General features: G+C 52.4%; 14 protein-coding genes. 10 read left to right on the plus strand and 4 right to left on the minus strand.

Translation table 11 applies throughout. The features are described from left to right. Positions 1-52: 52 nt before the first annotated feature. The 5 genes from EHV07_RS12195 (at position 53) to EHV07_RS12215 (ending at position 6876) form a co-directional block, all read left to right on the plus strand. Positions 53-1333 carry a YeaH/YhbH family protein gene (locus EHV07_RS12195; protein WP_147198281.1) on the plus strand — a complete coding sequence of 427 codons (1281 nt, stop codon included), beginning with the start codon at positions 53-55 and terminating at the stop codon, positions 1331-1333. A gap of 318 nt (positions 1334-1651) precedes the next feature. Beyond that, positions 1652-3379: a potassium/proton antiporter gene (locus EHV07_RS12200; RefSeq protein ID WP_147198284.1), complete on the plus strand. Its 1728-nt coding sequence runs from the start codon at positions 1652-1654 to the stop codon at positions 3377-3379. A gap of 77 nt (positions 3380-3456) precedes the next feature. Beyond that, positions 3457-3690 carry a DUF1480 family protein gene (locus EHV07_RS12205; protein WP_147198286.1) on the plus strand — a complete coding sequence of 78 codons (234 nt, stop codon included), beginning with the start codon at positions 3457-3459 and terminating at the stop codon, positions 3688-3690. Positions 3691-4074: 384 nt separating this feature from the next. Beyond that, a complete protein-coding gene (gene wbaP / locus EHV07_RS12210; RefSeq protein WP_147198288.1) occupies positions 4075-5541 on the plus strand; it encodes an undecaprenyl-phosphate galactose phosphotransferase WbaP in 1467 nt (488 codons plus the stop codon). Between the two features lie 138 nt (positions 5542-5679). Further along, complete coding sequence (locus EHV07_RS12215; protein ID WP_147198290.1) at positions 5680-6876, plus strand: multidrug effflux MFS transporter; 1197 nt, start codon at positions 5680-5682, stop codon at positions 6874-6876. Here the strand turns inward: EHV07_RS12215 and dadX are convergent. Both dadX and EHV07_RS12225 read right to left on the minus strand, forming a co-directional pair. Beyond that, positions 6873-7949: a catabolic alanine racemase DadX gene (gene dadX / locus EHV07_RS12220; RefSeq protein ID WP_147198292.1), complete on the minus strand. Its 1077-nt coding sequence runs from the start codon at positions 7947-7949 to the stop codon at positions 6873-6875. The two genes, EHV07_RS12215 and dadX, sit on opposite strands and share 4 nt — an antisense overlap. A gap of 29 nt (positions 7950-7978) precedes the next feature. Further along, the gene (locus EHV07_RS12225; protein WP_147198294.1) at positions 7979-9274 is read right to left on the minus strand and encodes a D-amino acid dehydrogenase; all 1296 of its coding nucleotides are present in this window, start codon (positions 9272-9274) and stop codon (positions 7979-7981) included. A 507-nt stretch (positions 9275-9781) separates the two neighbouring features. Here EHV07_RS12225 and EHV07_RS12230 point away from each other — a divergent pair. After that, on the plus strand, positions 9782-11317 hold the full coding sequence (locus EHV07_RS12230) for a SpoVR family protein (protein WP_147198296.1): 1536 nt from the start codon (positions 9782-9784) through the stop codon (positions 11315-11317). Between the two features lie 212 nt (positions 11318-11529). Here EHV07_RS12230 and fadR read toward each other — a convergent pair whose 3' ends face one another. After that, entirely contained in the window at positions 11530-12249 is a 720-nt protein-coding gene (fadR, locus tag EHV07_RS12235; protein ID WP_147198298.1) for a fatty acid metabolism transcriptional regulator FadR, read from the minus strand. Between the two features lie 300 nt (positions 12250-12549). On the opposite strand from fadR, the gene dsbB reads away from it, so the two are divergent. Together dsbB and EHV07_RS24535 are read left to right on the plus strand one after the other, a co-directional pair. After that, positions 12550-13080 (plus strand): disulfide bond formation protein DsbB, encoded by a 531-nt coding sequence (gene dsbB, locus EHV07_RS12240; RefSeq protein ID WP_147198300.1) that lies wholly within the window; start codon positions 12550-12552, stop codon positions 13078-13080. Positions 13081-13213: 133 nt separating this feature from the next. Then, positions 13214-13384 carry a hypothetical protein gene (locus tag EHV07_RS24535; protein WP_168199625.1) on the plus strand — a complete coding sequence of 57 codons (171 nt, stop codon included), beginning with the start codon at positions 13214-13216 and terminating at the stop codon, positions 13382-13384. 81 nt (positions 13385-13465) lie between these two features. Here EHV07_RS24535 and aroD read toward each other — a convergent pair whose 3' ends face one another. Further along, on the minus strand, positions 13466-14395 hold the full coding sequence (gene aroD / locus EHV07_RS12245) for a type I 3-dehydroquinate dehydratase (RefSeq protein ID WP_147198302.1): 930 nt from the start codon (positions 14393-14395) through the stop codon (positions 13466-13468). Positions 14396-14550: 155 nt separating this feature from the next. Here aroD and EHV07_RS12250 point away from each other — a divergent pair, with 155 nt between their 5' ends. Next, positions 14551-14859 (plus strand): hypothetical protein, encoded by a 309-nt coding sequence (locus EHV07_RS12250; protein ID WP_147198304.1) that lies wholly within the window; start codon positions 14551-14553, stop codon positions 14857-14859. Between the two features lie 138 nt (positions 14860-14997). Then, entirely contained in the window at positions 14998-15303 is a 306-nt protein-coding gene (locus EHV07_RS12255) for a hypothetical protein (protein ID WP_147198306.1), read from the plus strand. Positions 15304-15306 lie beyond the last annotated feature (3 nt).

Here is a 15306-nt window from a genome sequence, read left to right on the forward strand (position 1 = left end):
GAAAGGGGTCAGGGAAACCTGACCCGGCTAGCAACGTATTTGGGGGAGCTCTATGGCCTATTTTATCGATCGGCGTCTTAACGGCAAAAACAAAAGCGCGGTAAACCGCCAGCGCTTTTTGCGCCGCTACAAGTCGCAAATCAAGCAGTCGATCTCCGAGGCCATTAATAAGCGCTCGGTGACAGACGTTGAGAGCGGCGAATCCGTTTCAATTCCTATTGACGATATCAATGAACCCGTATTCCATCAGGGCCGCGGCGGCCAGCGCCACCGTGTCCATCCCGGTAACGACCATTTTGTGCAGAACGATCGGGTGGAGCGTCCTCAGGGCGGCGGCGGTGGCGGCGGTAGTGGCCAGGGCAACGCCAGTCAGGACGGTGAAGGTCAGGATGAATTTGTCTTCAATATTTCTAAAGACGAGTATCTGGATCTGCTGTTTGAAGATCTGGCCCTGCCTAATCTGAAGAAAAATCAGCATCGTCAGCTTAATGAATATAAAGTTCATCGGGCTGGTTTTACCTCTAACGGCGTGCCTGCGAACATCAGCGTGGTTCGTTCTCTGCAAAATTCGCTGGCCCGACGTACAGCGATGACGGCAGGTAAACGACGTATGCTGGGCGAGCTGGAAGCTTCTCTTGAGGCCGTGCAAAACACCGAACCAGCCCAGCTGCTGGAAGAGGAGCGCCTGCGTAAGGAGATTGCCGAGCTGCGCGCCAGAATCAAGCGCGTGCCTTTTATCGACACTTTTGATTTACGCTATAAAAACTTTGAGAAACGCCCGGAGCCTTCAAGCCAGGCGGTGATGTTCTGTTTAATGGACGTTTCCGGCTCAATGGATCAGGCGACCAAAGATATGGCCAAGCGTTTTTATATTCTGCTGTATCTGTTTCTCAGCCGGACGTATAAAAACGTGGACGTGGTTTATATCCGCCATCACACCCAGGCGAAGGAAGTGGATGAACAGGAGTTTTTCTACTCACAGGAAACCGGCGGCACCATTGTCTCCAGCGCACTGAAGCTGATGGATGAGGTGGTTAAAGAGCGCTATGACCCAACGCAGTGGAATATCTATGCCGCTCAGGCCTCGGATGGCGACAACTGGGCTGATGATTCACCGCTTTGCCATGAGATTCTGGCCAAAAATATCTTGCCGGTCGTTCGTTACTACAGCTACATCGAAATCACCCGCCGCGCGCATCAAACGCTGTGGCGAGAATATGAACATTTACAGGCGATGTTTGATAATTTTGCGATTCAGCATATCCGTGAACCGGAAGATATTTATCCGGTGTTCCGGGAACTTTTTCACAAACAGGCTGAAGAATCTTATTAGTAAATCAGGATGGGCAGTCAGAAACGCACGGGTTTCCGGCTGCTTTCCTTCAGGTGTTACGACTCTCTGATACCCTGCTGACTGAATGGGCTTCCTCGCTAAAATAGCGCTTTCTTCGCGTTTTCTTTTTCAATCCCCTGAATAACCCGCAAATCATGCCTTGATGATGGCTTTTACCCGCGGGTAAAATGCGCTATTGTCTTTTTTGGATAAAAAATCTCATTTCGCACTATTCACTATGCCGCTGCCAGGCCATTTGCGGTATTCTTACAACACACTGTTTAAGCAAGTTTTTATTCATTACAGGAGATCGCCCTATTGGAAGCCAGCGCTATTTACAGTCTGTTTATCATTGGTTCCGTGCTGGTCGCTGCAAGCATTTTGCTGAGTTCGTTCTCTTCAAAGCTGGGCATCCCCATTTTAGTCATTTTTCTTGCGTTAGGCATGCTGGCCGGTGTTGACGGCATCGGCGGCATTGCTTTCGATAACTATCCCGCAGCCTATCTCATCAGTAACCTCGCGCTGGCCGTGATTTTGCTTGATGGCGGCATGCGAACCCAGGCCAGTTCCTTCAAGGTTGCGCTGGGCCCGGCGCTGTCGCTGGCGACCGTTGGCGTGCTGATTACCGCAGGCCTGACCGGTATGGCGGCAGCATGGCTTTTCAATCTCAATATGATTGAGGGCTTTTTAGTGGGTGCCATTATTGGCTCTACGGACGCCGCAGCGGTCTTCTCCCTACTCGGCGGCAAAGGGCTTAACGAACGCGTTAGCGCCACGCTGGAAATCGAATCCGGCAGCAACGACCCTATGGCCGTGTTTCTGACCATCACGCTAATTGAGATGATTGAGCAGGGCCAAACGGGCCTGAGCTGGATGTTCGTTGTGCATCTCATACAGCAGTTTGGCCTGGGCATTGTATTAGGAATGGGCGGCGGCTGGGCTTTACAGCAGTTGATTAACCGGGTCTCGCTGGCCAGCGGTCTTTATCCATTGCTTGCGGTCAGCGGCGGCATTTTGGTTTTTGCCATGACTACGTTGCTCGAAGGCAGCGGTATTCTCGCCGTCTACCTTTGCGGTTACGTGCTGGGCAACCGCCCGATCCGCAACAGACACGGCATTCTGCAAACCTTTGACGGTATGGCGTGGCTCAGCCAGATCGGCATGTTCCTGGTGTTGGGGTTGCTGGTTAATCCCAAAGATTTATGGAACATCGCGCTGCCGGCAATGCTGCTGTCGATTTGGCTGATCCTGTTTGCCCGCCCGCTTTCCGTATTTGTCGGCCTGCTGCCGTTTCGCGGCTTCACCACCCGTGAGCGATTCTTTATCAGCTGGGTTGGCCTGCGGGGCGCGGTGCCCATCATTCTTGCGGTGTTCCCAATGATGGCTGGTTTGCCGCACGCTTCGCTGTTTTTTAATATCGCTTTCTTTGTCGTGCTGGTTTCGCTGATGGTACAGGGAACGTCGCTTGGCTTTGCTGCCCGAAAAGCGCGGGTTATCGTGCCGCCCACCGCCTCGCCAGTTTCACGCATTGGACTGGATATTCACCCGGAAAACCCCTGGGAACAGTTTGTTTATCAGCTGGGTGCCGACAAATGGTGCGTGGGTGCCGCGCTTCGTGAACTGAAAATGCCGAGAGAAACCCGCATTGCCGCCCTGTTTCGCGATAATCTGCTGCTGCATCCGACCGGGAATACGCGCCTGCGTGAGGGGGACGTGCTGTGCGTTATCGGCCGTGAAAAAGATCTGCCGGAACTGGGCAAGCTGTTTAGCCAGTCGCCGCCGGTGGCGCTCGATCAACGCTTCTTCGGTGATTTTATTTTGCAGGCCGATGCCCGCCTGCACGATATTTCTGAGATTTATGGTATTGAGCTGGATGAGGACGTCAATGTCCAGGAAACGCTGGGTCATCTGGTGGCCGGCATGATCGGCGGCGCGCCGGTGGTTGGCGATCAGGTTGAGTGGAAGCGAATGATCTGGACCGTGGCTGAAAAGCTGGATAATGAAATTATTAAAATCGGCGTGCGCGTGGCGGAAGATAAGGAATAATCCTGGTGCTGACGGCTCGATCTCTGTGAAATAACGACTAACCTTAAAGTTCGTGTCTTTCCAGAAGGGAGAAAATCATGGGTCATGTCGTGAAGATTGGTCGCTATGAAATTATCGATGCGGAAATGGATGCGCAGAATGTCGATACCGTCAGCATTCCCTGTCAGACCAATCCAGGACTGAGCTACCAGCTTGATGGTTGGGACAATGAGACCAGCGTTCCTGCCTGGATTGATGGTGAACCGGTTGACCTGGCCATTGGCCATTATGATAAGCAGGAAGATCGCTGGGTGCTGAAAAAACCCGCCTGATGACTGTTTATCTCTTTAACGCCGCGAATATTCGCGGCGTTAAACTATTATTTTCCTGCCCTCTCACTGTCCTCTTATTGTCATAATTAATTGCTATGGATTTCTTCCTGCGCTTCGCTTAATTATTTCACTCTCTTTTTTTATAAAAAAAGCACTTCTGACATTTTCGGAATTACCCGTATTAACTAACCCAAATAACTTCGGCATACTCATTAAACTGCTTCATGATGAAACGGAGTGTGTTTCATTTATCTTTTGCGTCAAAACGCTGGCAAGAAAAAATAACCGGTTGAAGTTATACAATTTTTTTGTATATCACGACTCCTGAACGCGTGCGTGATCCTCGTCAGGTCACTGATCCTTCTTGAAAAGAGAGCAGGTATTATGGCTAGTACTCTGGTACTGAATGACCGTCGTCGCGCCTTTAGCGGCACCCGAAAAAACATTATTGCCAAAGTGACATTAAGTCTTAGTGATTTAATCTCAATAAATCTGGCCCTGTTTTTATCAGCGGCTACCGTACGGGCTATTTGGGGAAACTTAGATCTCTTTATCCCACCCCAGGAAGTTCAGATCCGTTTTACCGCTCAGTTTGTTATGTCTGTTGTCTGTACCGCGTGGTTTTGGATGCGGCTACGGCATTATACTTACCGCAAACCGTTCTGGTTTGAGCTGAAAGAAATTATTAAAACCCTGGTCATTTTCTCCCTGTTAGATTTAGCGCTGATTGCTTTCTCTAAATGGGACTTCTCTCGCGTGCTGTGGAGCTTTACCTGGGCCTATGCGCTGATTCTGGTGCCTCTGCTGCGTTCAAGCGTTAAGCATGCCATCCTGAAAGCCGGACAGTGGCAGAAACACACCATCATCATCGGCTCCGGTAAGAATGCCCGCGAAGCCTATGCCGCGCTGCAAAGCGAAGAGATTCTGGGTTATGAGGTGAAAGCCTTTATCGCTTCAAACGGCCATAACGGCGCTGAAAGCCTTAACGGCGTCCCAATCATCACCGCAAAAGATATTGTCTGGGATACGGTCGATCTGGAGAACACCCAGTTTATCGTTGCCATGGAATATGAGCAGCAGGCAATGCGTGATAAGTGGCTCAAACTGCTTTCTAAAAAGAAATGCCGTTCGGTTTCGGTGGTGCCAACGCTGCGTGGTGTCCCCCTATACGGCACCGATATGTCCTTTATCTTCAGCCATGAAGTGATGATCCTGCGGGTCAGTAATAACCTGGCGAAACGCTCGTCACGTTTCCTGAAACGCGTGTTTGACGTGGTCGTCGCTTCCCTGCTGCTGCTGTTCCTTGCGCCCGCTTTTGCGTTGATCTGCTGGATGGTGGGTCGCGATGGCGGCAACAAAATTTACGGGCACGAACGTGTGGGCCAGGACGGGAAGAAATTCAAATGCCTGAAGTTCCGCTCAATGGTGACCAACTCCAAAGAAGTGTTGGAAGAACTGCTGGCCACCAGCGCTGAAGCCCGCGCCGAATGGGATAAAGATTTTAAGCTGAAAAACGATCCGCGTGTCACCAAAATCGGCGCGTTCCTGCGTAAAACCAGCCTGGATGAACTGCCGCAGTTATGGAACGTCATTCGCGGTGAAATGAGCCTGGTGGGGCCACGCCCGGTTATTGAAGCCGAGCTGGAACGCTACGCTGGCGATGTGGATTATTATCTGATGGCTAAGCCCGGTATGACAGGCCTGTGGCAGGTTAGCGGTCGCAATGACATTGACTATGATACTCGCGTTTACTTCGATTCCTGGTATGTAAAAAACTGGGCGCTGTGGACCGATATCGCCATTTTGTTTAAAACGGCAGGCGTGGTGCTGCGTCGCGACGGCGCTTACTGATCTTCAACTTCAGCGTCATGTTGACCCATATCGACATGACGCTGGCCTCTTCGCAAAATTGTGCTTCTTTTTCTTTTCTTTTCTCCCCGTTATCACTACCCTGTGCGGCTTGCTTTTTATTGGATATCGCCTCGCTCAATGCAAAAGTTCACCTTACTTCTTCTCAGCCTGGTGCTGCTTGCACCGCTGGGGATCGATCTTTATTTGCCTACGCTGCCTGAGATTGCGCTGGGGCTGAATACGCCCGTCAGCACAATCCAGACCACTATCCCGCTCTTTTTACTGGTAATGGGTCTGGGACAGATTGTTGCCGGCCCGCTGGTGGATAATTGGGGCAGAAAACCCATCGCGCTGGCGGGTCTGTTGTTGTATGTACTTGGCAGCGTCCTTGCCGCGACGGCAGCCGGGTGGCCACAGTTCCTCTGCGCGCGGATCGTGCAGGGCTGTGCCGTTTGCTGTACCGCCGTCGTTGCCTTCAGCGGCGTACGGGACCGGTTGGACGGGGAAGAGGCGGCCCGTGCCTATGGGTTCCTCAACGGCGCGCTTAATATTGTGCCGGCGCTTGCGCCTATGCTTGGTGGTTTTCTGGCAGATGCCTTTGGCTGGCGTGCGCCCTTCTGGTTCCTGACCTGCTATGCCCTGGTGATTGGCATGCTGGTGATTTGCTTCCTGCCGGAAACGCGTCCGGCCGGAACGCTGGCGGTAAAAGGTATTCCGCTGCGTCAGTACTGGCAGATCCTGCGTCAGCCGCGCTTTCTGGCTTTTGCCTTTGCAAACGCGGGCGCGCTGGGAATGGTTTTAACCTACGTTTCGCTGGCTCCCCAGGTTCTGATGACCGAAGGGAAACTGTCGGCGCTGCAATTTTCCATCGCCTTTGGTGCGAACGGCTTCTGGATTATGTTAGTCAGCGTGCTGGTGAATAAAATGATCCGCAAAGTGGGCCGTCCTGTCTGTCTGGCGACGGGCAGTTTTGCTATGGCATTGGGGGCTGTCACGCTGATTGCTGGCGTGATGCTGTTCCCGGCTGCGTGGCAGAATAACTGGGCGCTCTATATGCTGCCGGTTGCGATCTCGGTTGCTGGTCTGGCCTTTACCGTAGGCCCGGCCACCAGCTATGCGCTGGAGCCTTATCAGCAACAGGCGGGCGTCGCTTCTGCGCTGGCTGGCTTTATCCAGATGGCGGGCGGATCCTCTGCGGGACTGCTGATGATGGCACTGCCGCTGCCGGAGAAATCGGCGCTGGCGTTAATGATGGTTGTTGGTGCTGTTTTGACGGGTCTGGCCTGGGTGTACAGTAAGAAAGTGCGCGGTACGCTGACCGCGCTAACTCATTAATTCTCAATGACCTTTACCGGTACGCGCGGTGCTAAAGCACACATAAGCTCATAGCCTACCGTACCGGCTGCATGGGCAACCTCGTCAATTTTGATATTGTTGCCCCACAGCTCAACCTGACTGCCAATCCCGGCCTGTGGGCAAGGCGTCAAATCCACGGTAATCATATCCATCGAAATCGCGCCGACGGTACGGGTTTTCACGCCATCAACCCATACTGGCGTGCCGGTTGGCGCATGACGCGGGTAGCCATCAGCATAGCCGCATGCCACTACGCCAATCCGCTCTTCGCCGCTGGCACGATAACGAACGCCATATCCCACGCCCTCTCCCGTTTTGAGCGATTGCACCGCGATAATTTGACTGTTTAGCGTCATGGCCGGTTTCAAACCGCAGCTGGCAATGTCCTGCCATTCACCGCTCGGTGAAGCCCCATACAGAATAATACCGGGACGCACCCAGTTGTAATGGGTTTCAGGATGCCAGAGCGTGGCGGCAGAGTTAGCCAGTGAACGGGGGCATTCCAGTCCTTCCGCTGCACGATTGATACGCTGCATCGGCTCAACGATCCCGTCGCTGTTCTCCGCCTGAGCAAAATGCGCCATAAGCGTGATATCACCGACGTTCTCCAGCGCTCGCAGCGAGCGAAAGGCCTGATGCACCTGCTCCGGCTGGAAGCCAAGGCGATTCATGCCGCTGTTGATTTTCAGATAGATATCAAGCGGAGCGCTCAGTTTAGCTTTTGCCAGCGCCTGAATTTGCCAGTTGCTGTGCACGCTGGTGGTCAGACGATAGCGATCGAGGATATCGAGTTCGTCAGCGTGAAAAAACCCCTCCAGCAGCAGGATGGGCTTATTCCAGCCGCGCTCACGCAGCAGAATGGCTTCTTCCAGATTCAGCAGCGCAAAGCCATCCGTCGCAGATAAACTTTGCCAGACGCGATCGATACCATGCCCGTAAGCATTGGCTTTTACCACCGACCAAAGGCGGGAATGGGGTGCAGCCTGGCGGGCGACCGCCAGGTTATGTCGCAACGCGCTGGTGTCGATGGTTGCGACAATCGGACGAGACATAACTTCTCCTGGGTTTTTAACCAAAAAAACTAACGGGCGCCGTGTAAAACGCTATCGCTTACCGGGTAAAAACCCGGCAGATAACGCATTACCGACAGGTCATCTGCTGCAATGGCTGGCGTACGTCCCGAGATAATATCAGAAAGTAACTGTCCCGAACCGCAGGCCATCGTCCAACCGAGCGTTCCGTGACCGGTATTGAGATAAAGATTTTTTAACGGCGTCCGCCCCACTATCGGCGTACCGTCTGGCGTCATGGGTCGCAGGCCGGTCCAGAACGTCGCCTGCTCGATATGGCCGCCCTGTGGATAGAGATCGCTGACGACCATCTCCAGCGTTTCACGCCGTGCGGTTTTCAGTTTGGTGTTATAACCGACAATTTCTGCCATACCGCCTACGCGGATCCGATCGTCAAAGCGCGTAATGGCAATTTTATAAGTCTCATCCAACACGGTAGAAACGGGTGCGGCGTGTGCATCTTTGATGGGGATTGTGAGGGAATAGCCTTTCAGGGGATAGACCGGAATATCAACCACCTCCTTCAACAGCGAGGTAGAGTAAGAGCCGAATGCCACTACGTACGCATCCGCAGTGATGATTTCTGTGCCGCATTTCACGCCAGCAATCCGGTTGCCTTCCTGAAGCAACGCATCGACTGGCGTATTAAAACGAAAGGTCACGCCCGCCGCAGCCGCCATTTCCGCAAGGCGTTGAGTAAAGAGCTGACAGTCGCCGGTCTCATCATTCGGTAAACGCAGACCGCCCGTTAATTTGTGGGCAGTTTGTGCCAGCGCGGGTTCCGCATCGGCCAGCTGGCTGCTTTCCAACAATTCATAAGGCACGCCCGCTTCTTTCAATACCGCAATGTCCTTAGTGGCGCTTTCAAACTGTTGCGCAGTGCGGAAAAGCTGTAGCGTTCCTCCCTGACGCCCCTCATAGGCGATACCGGTTTCCTGACGCAGCGTTTTCATACAATCACGGCTATATTCCGCGATCCTCACCATCCGGCTTTTATTTTTTTGATAATGCGACATATCGCAGTTACGCAGCATTTGCCACATCCATTCCAGCTGGAAGCGACTGCCATCAAGCCGAACGGCCAGCGGTGCATGGCGCTGGAACATCCATTTAATCGCCTTCAGAGGCACACCCGGCGCGGCCCACGGAGCCGAGTAGCCAGGGGAAATCTGACCGGCGTTACCGGCACTGGTTTCCAGCGCGACGGCAGGCTGACGATCGATAACCGTGACCTCATGCCCATTCTGAGCGAGATACCACGCGCTCGCCACGCCCACCACGCCACTTCCCAGAATGACAACTCGCATACCCACCCCGCTGGTTACAATAGAAGAATAAACTGCTTATCAGTATGACTTGCGGACGAAAACACCACACCACACAAGCAACAACGCTTTGACAAATATCACATCTTTTTTACCCTGGGAGGGAATAAAAACAAGATGCCACTCTTAATTTGGCATGAAATATCGCTTTAAAGCCCCTTAAAGCAGTAAATAATTGCAAAACAGGCATTTCTCACTCTTTACAGCAGAATATGACTGCTACAGATCTTTCTCTTATATACAGAATTTTATTCTGCAAAACAGGACATTATCTGCATTTCTCCCGACGTAAAAATTATTTTCAATTGTCGACTCTATTTTCTACTAAAGATTTCCATTGCATTCGTCAGAGCGATCCTGAAGAGTGAACTATCATTGAAAGACTGGCTTCAATTCCAGGCTTGCCTTCGCTTCGGCAAAAGCAAGTCGACCGGCTGTTGTGGCGTGACAAAGTGACGCTGCAACCCGGTTTTTAAAAAGGGGTGCGCTATGACGACTATCTTTGATGAGCCGATTACCCACGGTCAACGACTCAGCGATGGGCCTGACTGGACTTTCGATCTTCTTGATGTCTATTTAAAAGAGATCGACCGCGTCGCCAAACTTTACCGGCTGGAAACCTATCCGCATCAAATAGAGGTAATTACTTCTGAACAGATGATGGACGCCTATTCCAGCGTGGGGATGCCGATTAATTATGCCCACTGGTCTTTTGGTAAAAAGTTTATCGAAACCGAGCAGCGCTACAAACACGGCCAGCAAGGCCTTGCTTACGAAATCGTTATCAACTCCAATCCCTGTATCGCCTATCTGATGGAAGAGAACACCATCACTATGCAGGCGCTGGTGATAGCGCACGCCTGCTATGGCCATAACTCGTTTTTCAGAAACAACTATCTGTTTCGCAGCTGGACCGATGCCAGTTCGATTGTCGACTACCTGATTTTTGCCCGTGGTTATATCGCTAAATGCGAAGAACGCTATGGCGTAGAAGAGGTTGAGCGCCTGCTGGATTCCTGTCATGCATTGATGAACTACGGCGTCGATCGCTATAAACGTCCACAGAAAATTTCGTTGCAGGAAGAGAAAGCACGTCAGCAAAGTCGCGAGGAGTATCTGCAAAGCCAGGTCAATATGCTGTGGCGTACGCTCCCCCGCCGTGAGAAAGAGTCTGCCCAGGCCGAAGCTGCGCGCTATCCTTCTGAACCGCAGGAAAACCTGCTCTATTTTATGGAGAAAAATGCGCCGCTGCTGGAATCCTGGCAACGTGAGATTTTGCGCATCGTACGTAAGGTTAGCCAGTATTTCTATCCGCAAAAGCAGACGCAGGTAATGAATGAAGGCTGGGCGACGTTCTGGCACTACACCATCCTCAATCACCTTTATGACGAAGGAAAAGTCAGCGAGCGTTTTATGCTGGAGTTCCTGCACAGCCATACCAATGTCGTTTACCAGCCGCCTTATAACAGTCAGTGGTACAACGGTATCAATCCTTACGCACTCGGCTTTGCCATGTTCCAGGACATCAAACGCATCTGCGAGGAGCCAACGGAAGAAGACCGCTACTGGTTCCCGGATATCGCCGGTTCTGACTGGCTGGAAACGCTACATTTTGCTATGCGTGAATTTAAAGATGAGAGCTTTATCAGCCAGTTCCTGTCGCCGAAGGTGATGCGCGATTTCCGCCTGTTCACCGTAATGGACGATGACCGTAATAATTTCCTGGAGATTGCCGCTATTCATGATGAAGCGGGTTATCGGGCGATCCGCCAGCAGCTGTCGGCGCAGTATAATCTGAGTAACCTGGAACCTAATATTCAGGTTTATGATGTGGATTTACGCGGCGATCGCTCTCTTACGCTGCGTTACGTTCCTCACAGCCGTGCGCCGTTAGACAAAAGCCGCCGTGAAGTGCTGAAACATGTGCATCGCCTGTGGGGATTTGATGTGCATCTGGAACAGCAAAACGAAGATGGCAGCACGGAAATTCTTGACCGTTGTCCGCCTCGTCCATCAACGCTGTAGTGACAAAAAGCCGGTTTGATTAAACCGGCCCAGACGGCTAACGAACGTGAAGCGCGGGGAACACAGGCCTGGAACAAAGCGTCCTGGGCCATGGACGGCCCAGGCCGAGCTGGCATGGATGCCGTATTTTGCGTCTTTGTGGAAGGCCTGTGTTCCCTGCGCCTGCAATGTATTTCAACAAACTCAAGCCGGTTTAATCAAACCGGCTTTTTTTATCGACGCTGTGGCACGGCTTCAGTCGGCATGGTGTTCTGCATTCCATGCCAGAGCGTGCCGCTACGATGCCCATATTCACGAACAATTTCCGTGATTTTCTCAACCTGTTCGTTATGGCAGATAGTCAGTAGCTGCTGATAAAAATCACGCGCCAGCTGACGCGCTTCGGGATTGGAGAAATAGTGGCGGCCAACGCGCGTATAAAGCCCTTTCAGCCCGTTAAGGATTAACCCGTAAATCGGGTTGCCGGAAGCAAATGCCAGCCCACGGAAAATATTGTAATCCAGCTCGGTATAGGCTTCGGCTTTATCTTCGACCTGTTCCACAGCCACCAATACCTCTTTCGCTTTATCCGGATAGTTGCGAATAGCGCGGCGGATAAAGACAGAGGAGATATCGGTGCGTACAGAGAGCAGATTATCAATAAGCTGCGGCACGCTGTCGTGATCGAGACGCGCCAGCGTTTCTAAAATATTGAGACCGGAAGTTTCCCAAAAATTGTTCACTCGCGTTGGCTTACCATGCTGAATAGTCAGCCAGCCGTCTCGGGCCAGACGCTGTAGCACTTCACGCAATGTCGTTCGGGTAACGCCGATGAGCTCGGAAAGCTCGCGTTCTGCGGGCAAGATTGAACCTGGCGGAAAGCGGCTATTCCAGATGCTTTCGATAATATACTCTTCAGCGAAACCCGCAGGGCTCTGCGCCTTAATGACCATAGCGTTTTGTTTCCATTGCGTTCAAACAGGAAAAATTCGGCTCATCATACCAGATGCCCCCGCCATCACATAGATCGTCGGCCGGGTAAACGGCGATCGCGTTACCACTTTTTCAAAAACGACAGATCGCACCCGCTAAGGTGGCAGGGTTCAGGTCAGGCGCAGCCTTTGCCTGAAGAGAAAATTCGGGCGGGTCTGACTATCTAAATCATATTTAAGGTTAAAATTTCTGTCCGACGGCTGGCAGGGGCGGACTTTTGGTTTACACTGCCGCTTTGACGCTCACTACATGGAAAGAATATGTTGCGATATTTGAATAGCTGTTCCCGAGGACGTGGTGCCTGGCTGTTGCTGGCCTTAACGGCTATGGCTCTTGAAATGACCGCGCTCTGGTTCCAGCATGTCATGTTGCTTAAGCCCTGCGTGATGTGCATTTACGAACGCTGTGCCCTGTTCGGCGTAATGGGCGCCGGACTGGTTGGTGCCATTGCACCAAAAACGCCGCTACGCTGGGTTGCCATCCTGATTTGGCTTTACAGCGCCTGGGAAGGCCTGCGCCTGGCGTGGGAACACACCATGATTCAGCTGCATCCCAATCCGTTTGTCACCTGTGATTTTGCGGCCCGTTTCCCTGGCTGGCTACCGCTGGATAAATGGCTGCCTTCGGTATTTGTCGCCAGCGGGGATTGTTCTGAGAACCAGTGGTCTTTGTTTACGCTGGGCATGCCGCAGTGGCTGATTGGTATTTTCGCCGCCTATCTTTTAATCGCGCTTTTCGTGCTTATTGCTCAACCTTTCAAAGCGAAAAAACGCGATCTGTTCTCTCGCTAGTTTTGCCGTATAGCCCGCCTGGGGTGGGCTGTGCCGCCAGCCCTCCCTACTGTCCTGACGTACCGCAGCCGGTTGAAAGAGCGCAGACCAGCAACTACGCTAATAAGACCTCAACATTGTGGAAAGGGATTCAATGAAAAACATTGCCTTAGCACTGTCTCTCGTTTTCTCACTCACCTTACTTGCCGGTTGTGCTCACTGGGGCGAACGCGATACTCACAGTCCGCCGCCCGCCCCTCCAGGCGGGCAACAGCTTCCTGGCGCACCGGGTGGCAGCGGTCCGGTTGGACAACCTCAGGCCTGAGCACCTCAACCACAGGAGCCTGGGCATACTCAGGCTCTTTCTGCCGGGCTTATTAAAACTGCGAACCAGCAACGGCGGGTCTCACGAAGACATCCCTTTATGGATGACATTTAACACTTTACTGAGATCGTCCAGCGCCACCTGACCTGAAGCGGACGCGTCACCAAGTGAGGCAAACGTCAGCGCCGATCCCGACAGCTCCCCACTCATCCTTGTTAATACGCCCGTGTCGCCCATGGCCATGGTTAGCAGCGGCCGCTGCGCAAAGCGCTGATGCATTTCCAGCGTGGCGGAAAGGAGCCGGAGAACGTCGCTGGCGTCGGCGGGCATAGCCGCCAGCTTAAGAATATCGGCTCCGCGCATTTGCTGTTCACGTAAACGAGAAACGATCTCCTCCGCCGATGGCGTGGCGTGAAGTTCATGGCTGGAGAGGATCACATGCCTGCCGCGTTGATGCACAAGATCGATAAGCGGTTCAGTTAAGAGCCGGTCGCGGTACATTTCAATATCCAGCAGGTCAAATTCGCCCTGCTGCAATAACACCTGATAAAGCTGCGCATACTGCCGATCGCTCACCGCCTTTTTACCGCCTTCGGCTTTGGTACGAAAAGTCAGCAGCAGGAGTTTGCCCGGCAGACGTTTGGCGATTTTATGAGAAAGCGCGGCCATGGCCTGACCATCAGTGCCGTTTTCCAGCGAGTCCAGGCGGAGCTCCAACATGTGGAAGTCGGTTCTTGCCGCAACGCTATCGACAAAATGCAGCACCTCGGATTCCGTCGTTGCGGTGGTGGGGATAATAATTTTGGGTTCGCCTTCGCCTATCGCAATGCCTTTCAGCTTCAGTACCGGTTTTTGCAGCGTCAGCGGTGGTGATTTTATCTGTGGCGCGTCAGCAGCGCTGCCTGATGAAGACATTAAGGAAAGTGCAATGATGGCGCTTCCAGACCCAATAAAATCTCTGCGATGCATAGCGATCTCTACCCCTGTTTTACTGGTAAAGACTTCAAGCATAGCAAAACATTCCCCGCCCCTGGCCTTGCTACACCCCCGCAAAAATGCAACATCCCTTTGCCGTGCAGATATTGCCCCATTAAAAAAATTAAAAAAAGCCAGAAAGTTGCCGATGTTAAAGCCACTGACGTAATTCCACCCTTGAAGAGGCTTACATGGCAAACAAACATCCCGGCACTTGCCCACACTGCAGAAAAATAGTTTCTCCGCGCGTTCTTGGCGAAAACTTTCTGAGAAGAGACAAATGCGAGTGCACCTCGTGCCAGGGTATCGTCTACGCTTGCCGTACGCCAGGCTGCGGTCATTATGCTAAAGGCAGCGAAGCTTATGATGCCGAGTTTTGCCCGGCATGTGCGAATTCTCTTTCTGAGAGCGTCGCGTCGGTAGCGCAAAGCATTTTAGCTACCATCGCGGCGGGTGCAGCGGCGAAAGCAACCCGTAAGTTTAGCCCGGCAGAAGAGTAAGTTAAGCCTGAAATATCAGAGGCAACGCGACGTAAAAGTATTGCCTCTGTGACAAACCCGGCAAATACACAGATCAAAAAAGTGAAGCGGTGCAGGCTTGTTATAATGACCTTATCAACCGCAAACTTTTGGTGACGTATGCTTTGGCTCGAACAAGGTCTGTACCTGAGGGTAAAAGAGATGGATAACGGTCCTCGCCCTCTGCCCCTGCAAAGCGGTTTTAGTAGCGATACCGCTTATCGGGCGTTGGGCTGTTTTAACCCCTCCGAAACGTCGGACGCCTATTATATTCTTTCTAACGATCGTGACGAGATTTGGTTTATCTGCAATCGTCATCTGCGCACCGTTTGTCTGGCCAGCGCCAGTGATGAATTTCGCATTCCACTGTTAAACAGCCAGCAAATTATCGGTGAGGTGGCGGGCATGGGTATTCGTCACAGCTGACCG

The organism is Pantoea sp. CCBC3-3-1, assembly GCF_007981265.1.
GTDB lineage: Bacteria > Pseudomonadota > Gammaproteobacteria > Enterobacterales > Enterobacteriaceae > Erwinia.

Excerpts from the sequence above, each read along its gene's own strand:
- EHV07_RS12195 (WP_147198281.1), top strand. The coding sequence starts at position 53 with ATGGCCTATTTTATCGATCGGCGTCTTAACGGCAAAAACAAAAGCGCG.
- EHV07_RS12205 (WP_147198286.1), top strand. The coding sequence starts at position 3,457 with ATGGGTCATGTCGTGAAGATTGGTCGCTATGAAATTATCGATGCGGAA.
- wbaP (WP_147198288.1), top strand. The coding sequence starts at position 4,075 with ATGGCTAGTACTCTGGTACTGAATGACCGTCGTCGCGCCTTTAGCGGC.
- EHV07_RS12215 (WP_147198290.1), top strand. The coding sequence starts at position 5,680 with ATGCAAAAGTTCACCTTACTTCTTCTCAGCCTGGTGCTGCTTGCACCG.
- dadX (WP_147198292.1), bottom strand. The coding sequence starts at position 7,949 with ATGTCTCGTCCGATTGTCGCAACCATCGACACCAGCGCGTTGCGACAT.
- EHV07_RS12225 (WP_147198294.1), bottom strand. The coding sequence starts at position 9,274 with ATGCGAGTTGTCATTCTGGGAAGTGGCGTGGTGGGCGTGGCGAGCGCG.
- EHV07_RS12230 (WP_147198296.1), top strand. The coding sequence starts at position 9,782 with ATGACGACTATCTTTGATGAGCCGATTACCCACGGTCAACGACTCAGC.
- fadR (WP_147198298.1), bottom strand. The coding sequence starts at position 12,249 with ATGGTCATTAAGGCGCAGAGCCCTGCGGGTTTCGCTGAAGAGTATATT.
- dsbB (WP_147198300.1), top strand. The coding sequence starts at position 12,550 with ATGTTGCGATATTTGAATAGCTGTTCCCGAGGACGTGGTGCCTGGCTG.
- EHV07_RS24535 (WP_168199625.1), top strand. The coding sequence starts at position 13,214 with ATGAAAAACATTGCCTTAGCACTGTCTCTCGTTTTCTCACTCACCTTA.
- aroD (WP_147198302.1), bottom strand. The coding sequence starts at position 14,395 with ATGCTTGAAGTCTTTACCAGTAAAACAGGGGTAGAGATCGCTATGCAT.
- EHV07_RS12250 (WP_147198304.1), top strand. The coding sequence starts at position 14,551 with ATGGCAAACAAACATCCCGGCACTTGCCCACACTGCAGAAAAATAGTT.
- EHV07_RS12255 (WP_147198306.1), top strand. The coding sequence starts at position 14,998 with ATGCTTTGGCTCGAACAAGGTCTGTACCTGAGGGTAAAAGAGATGGAT.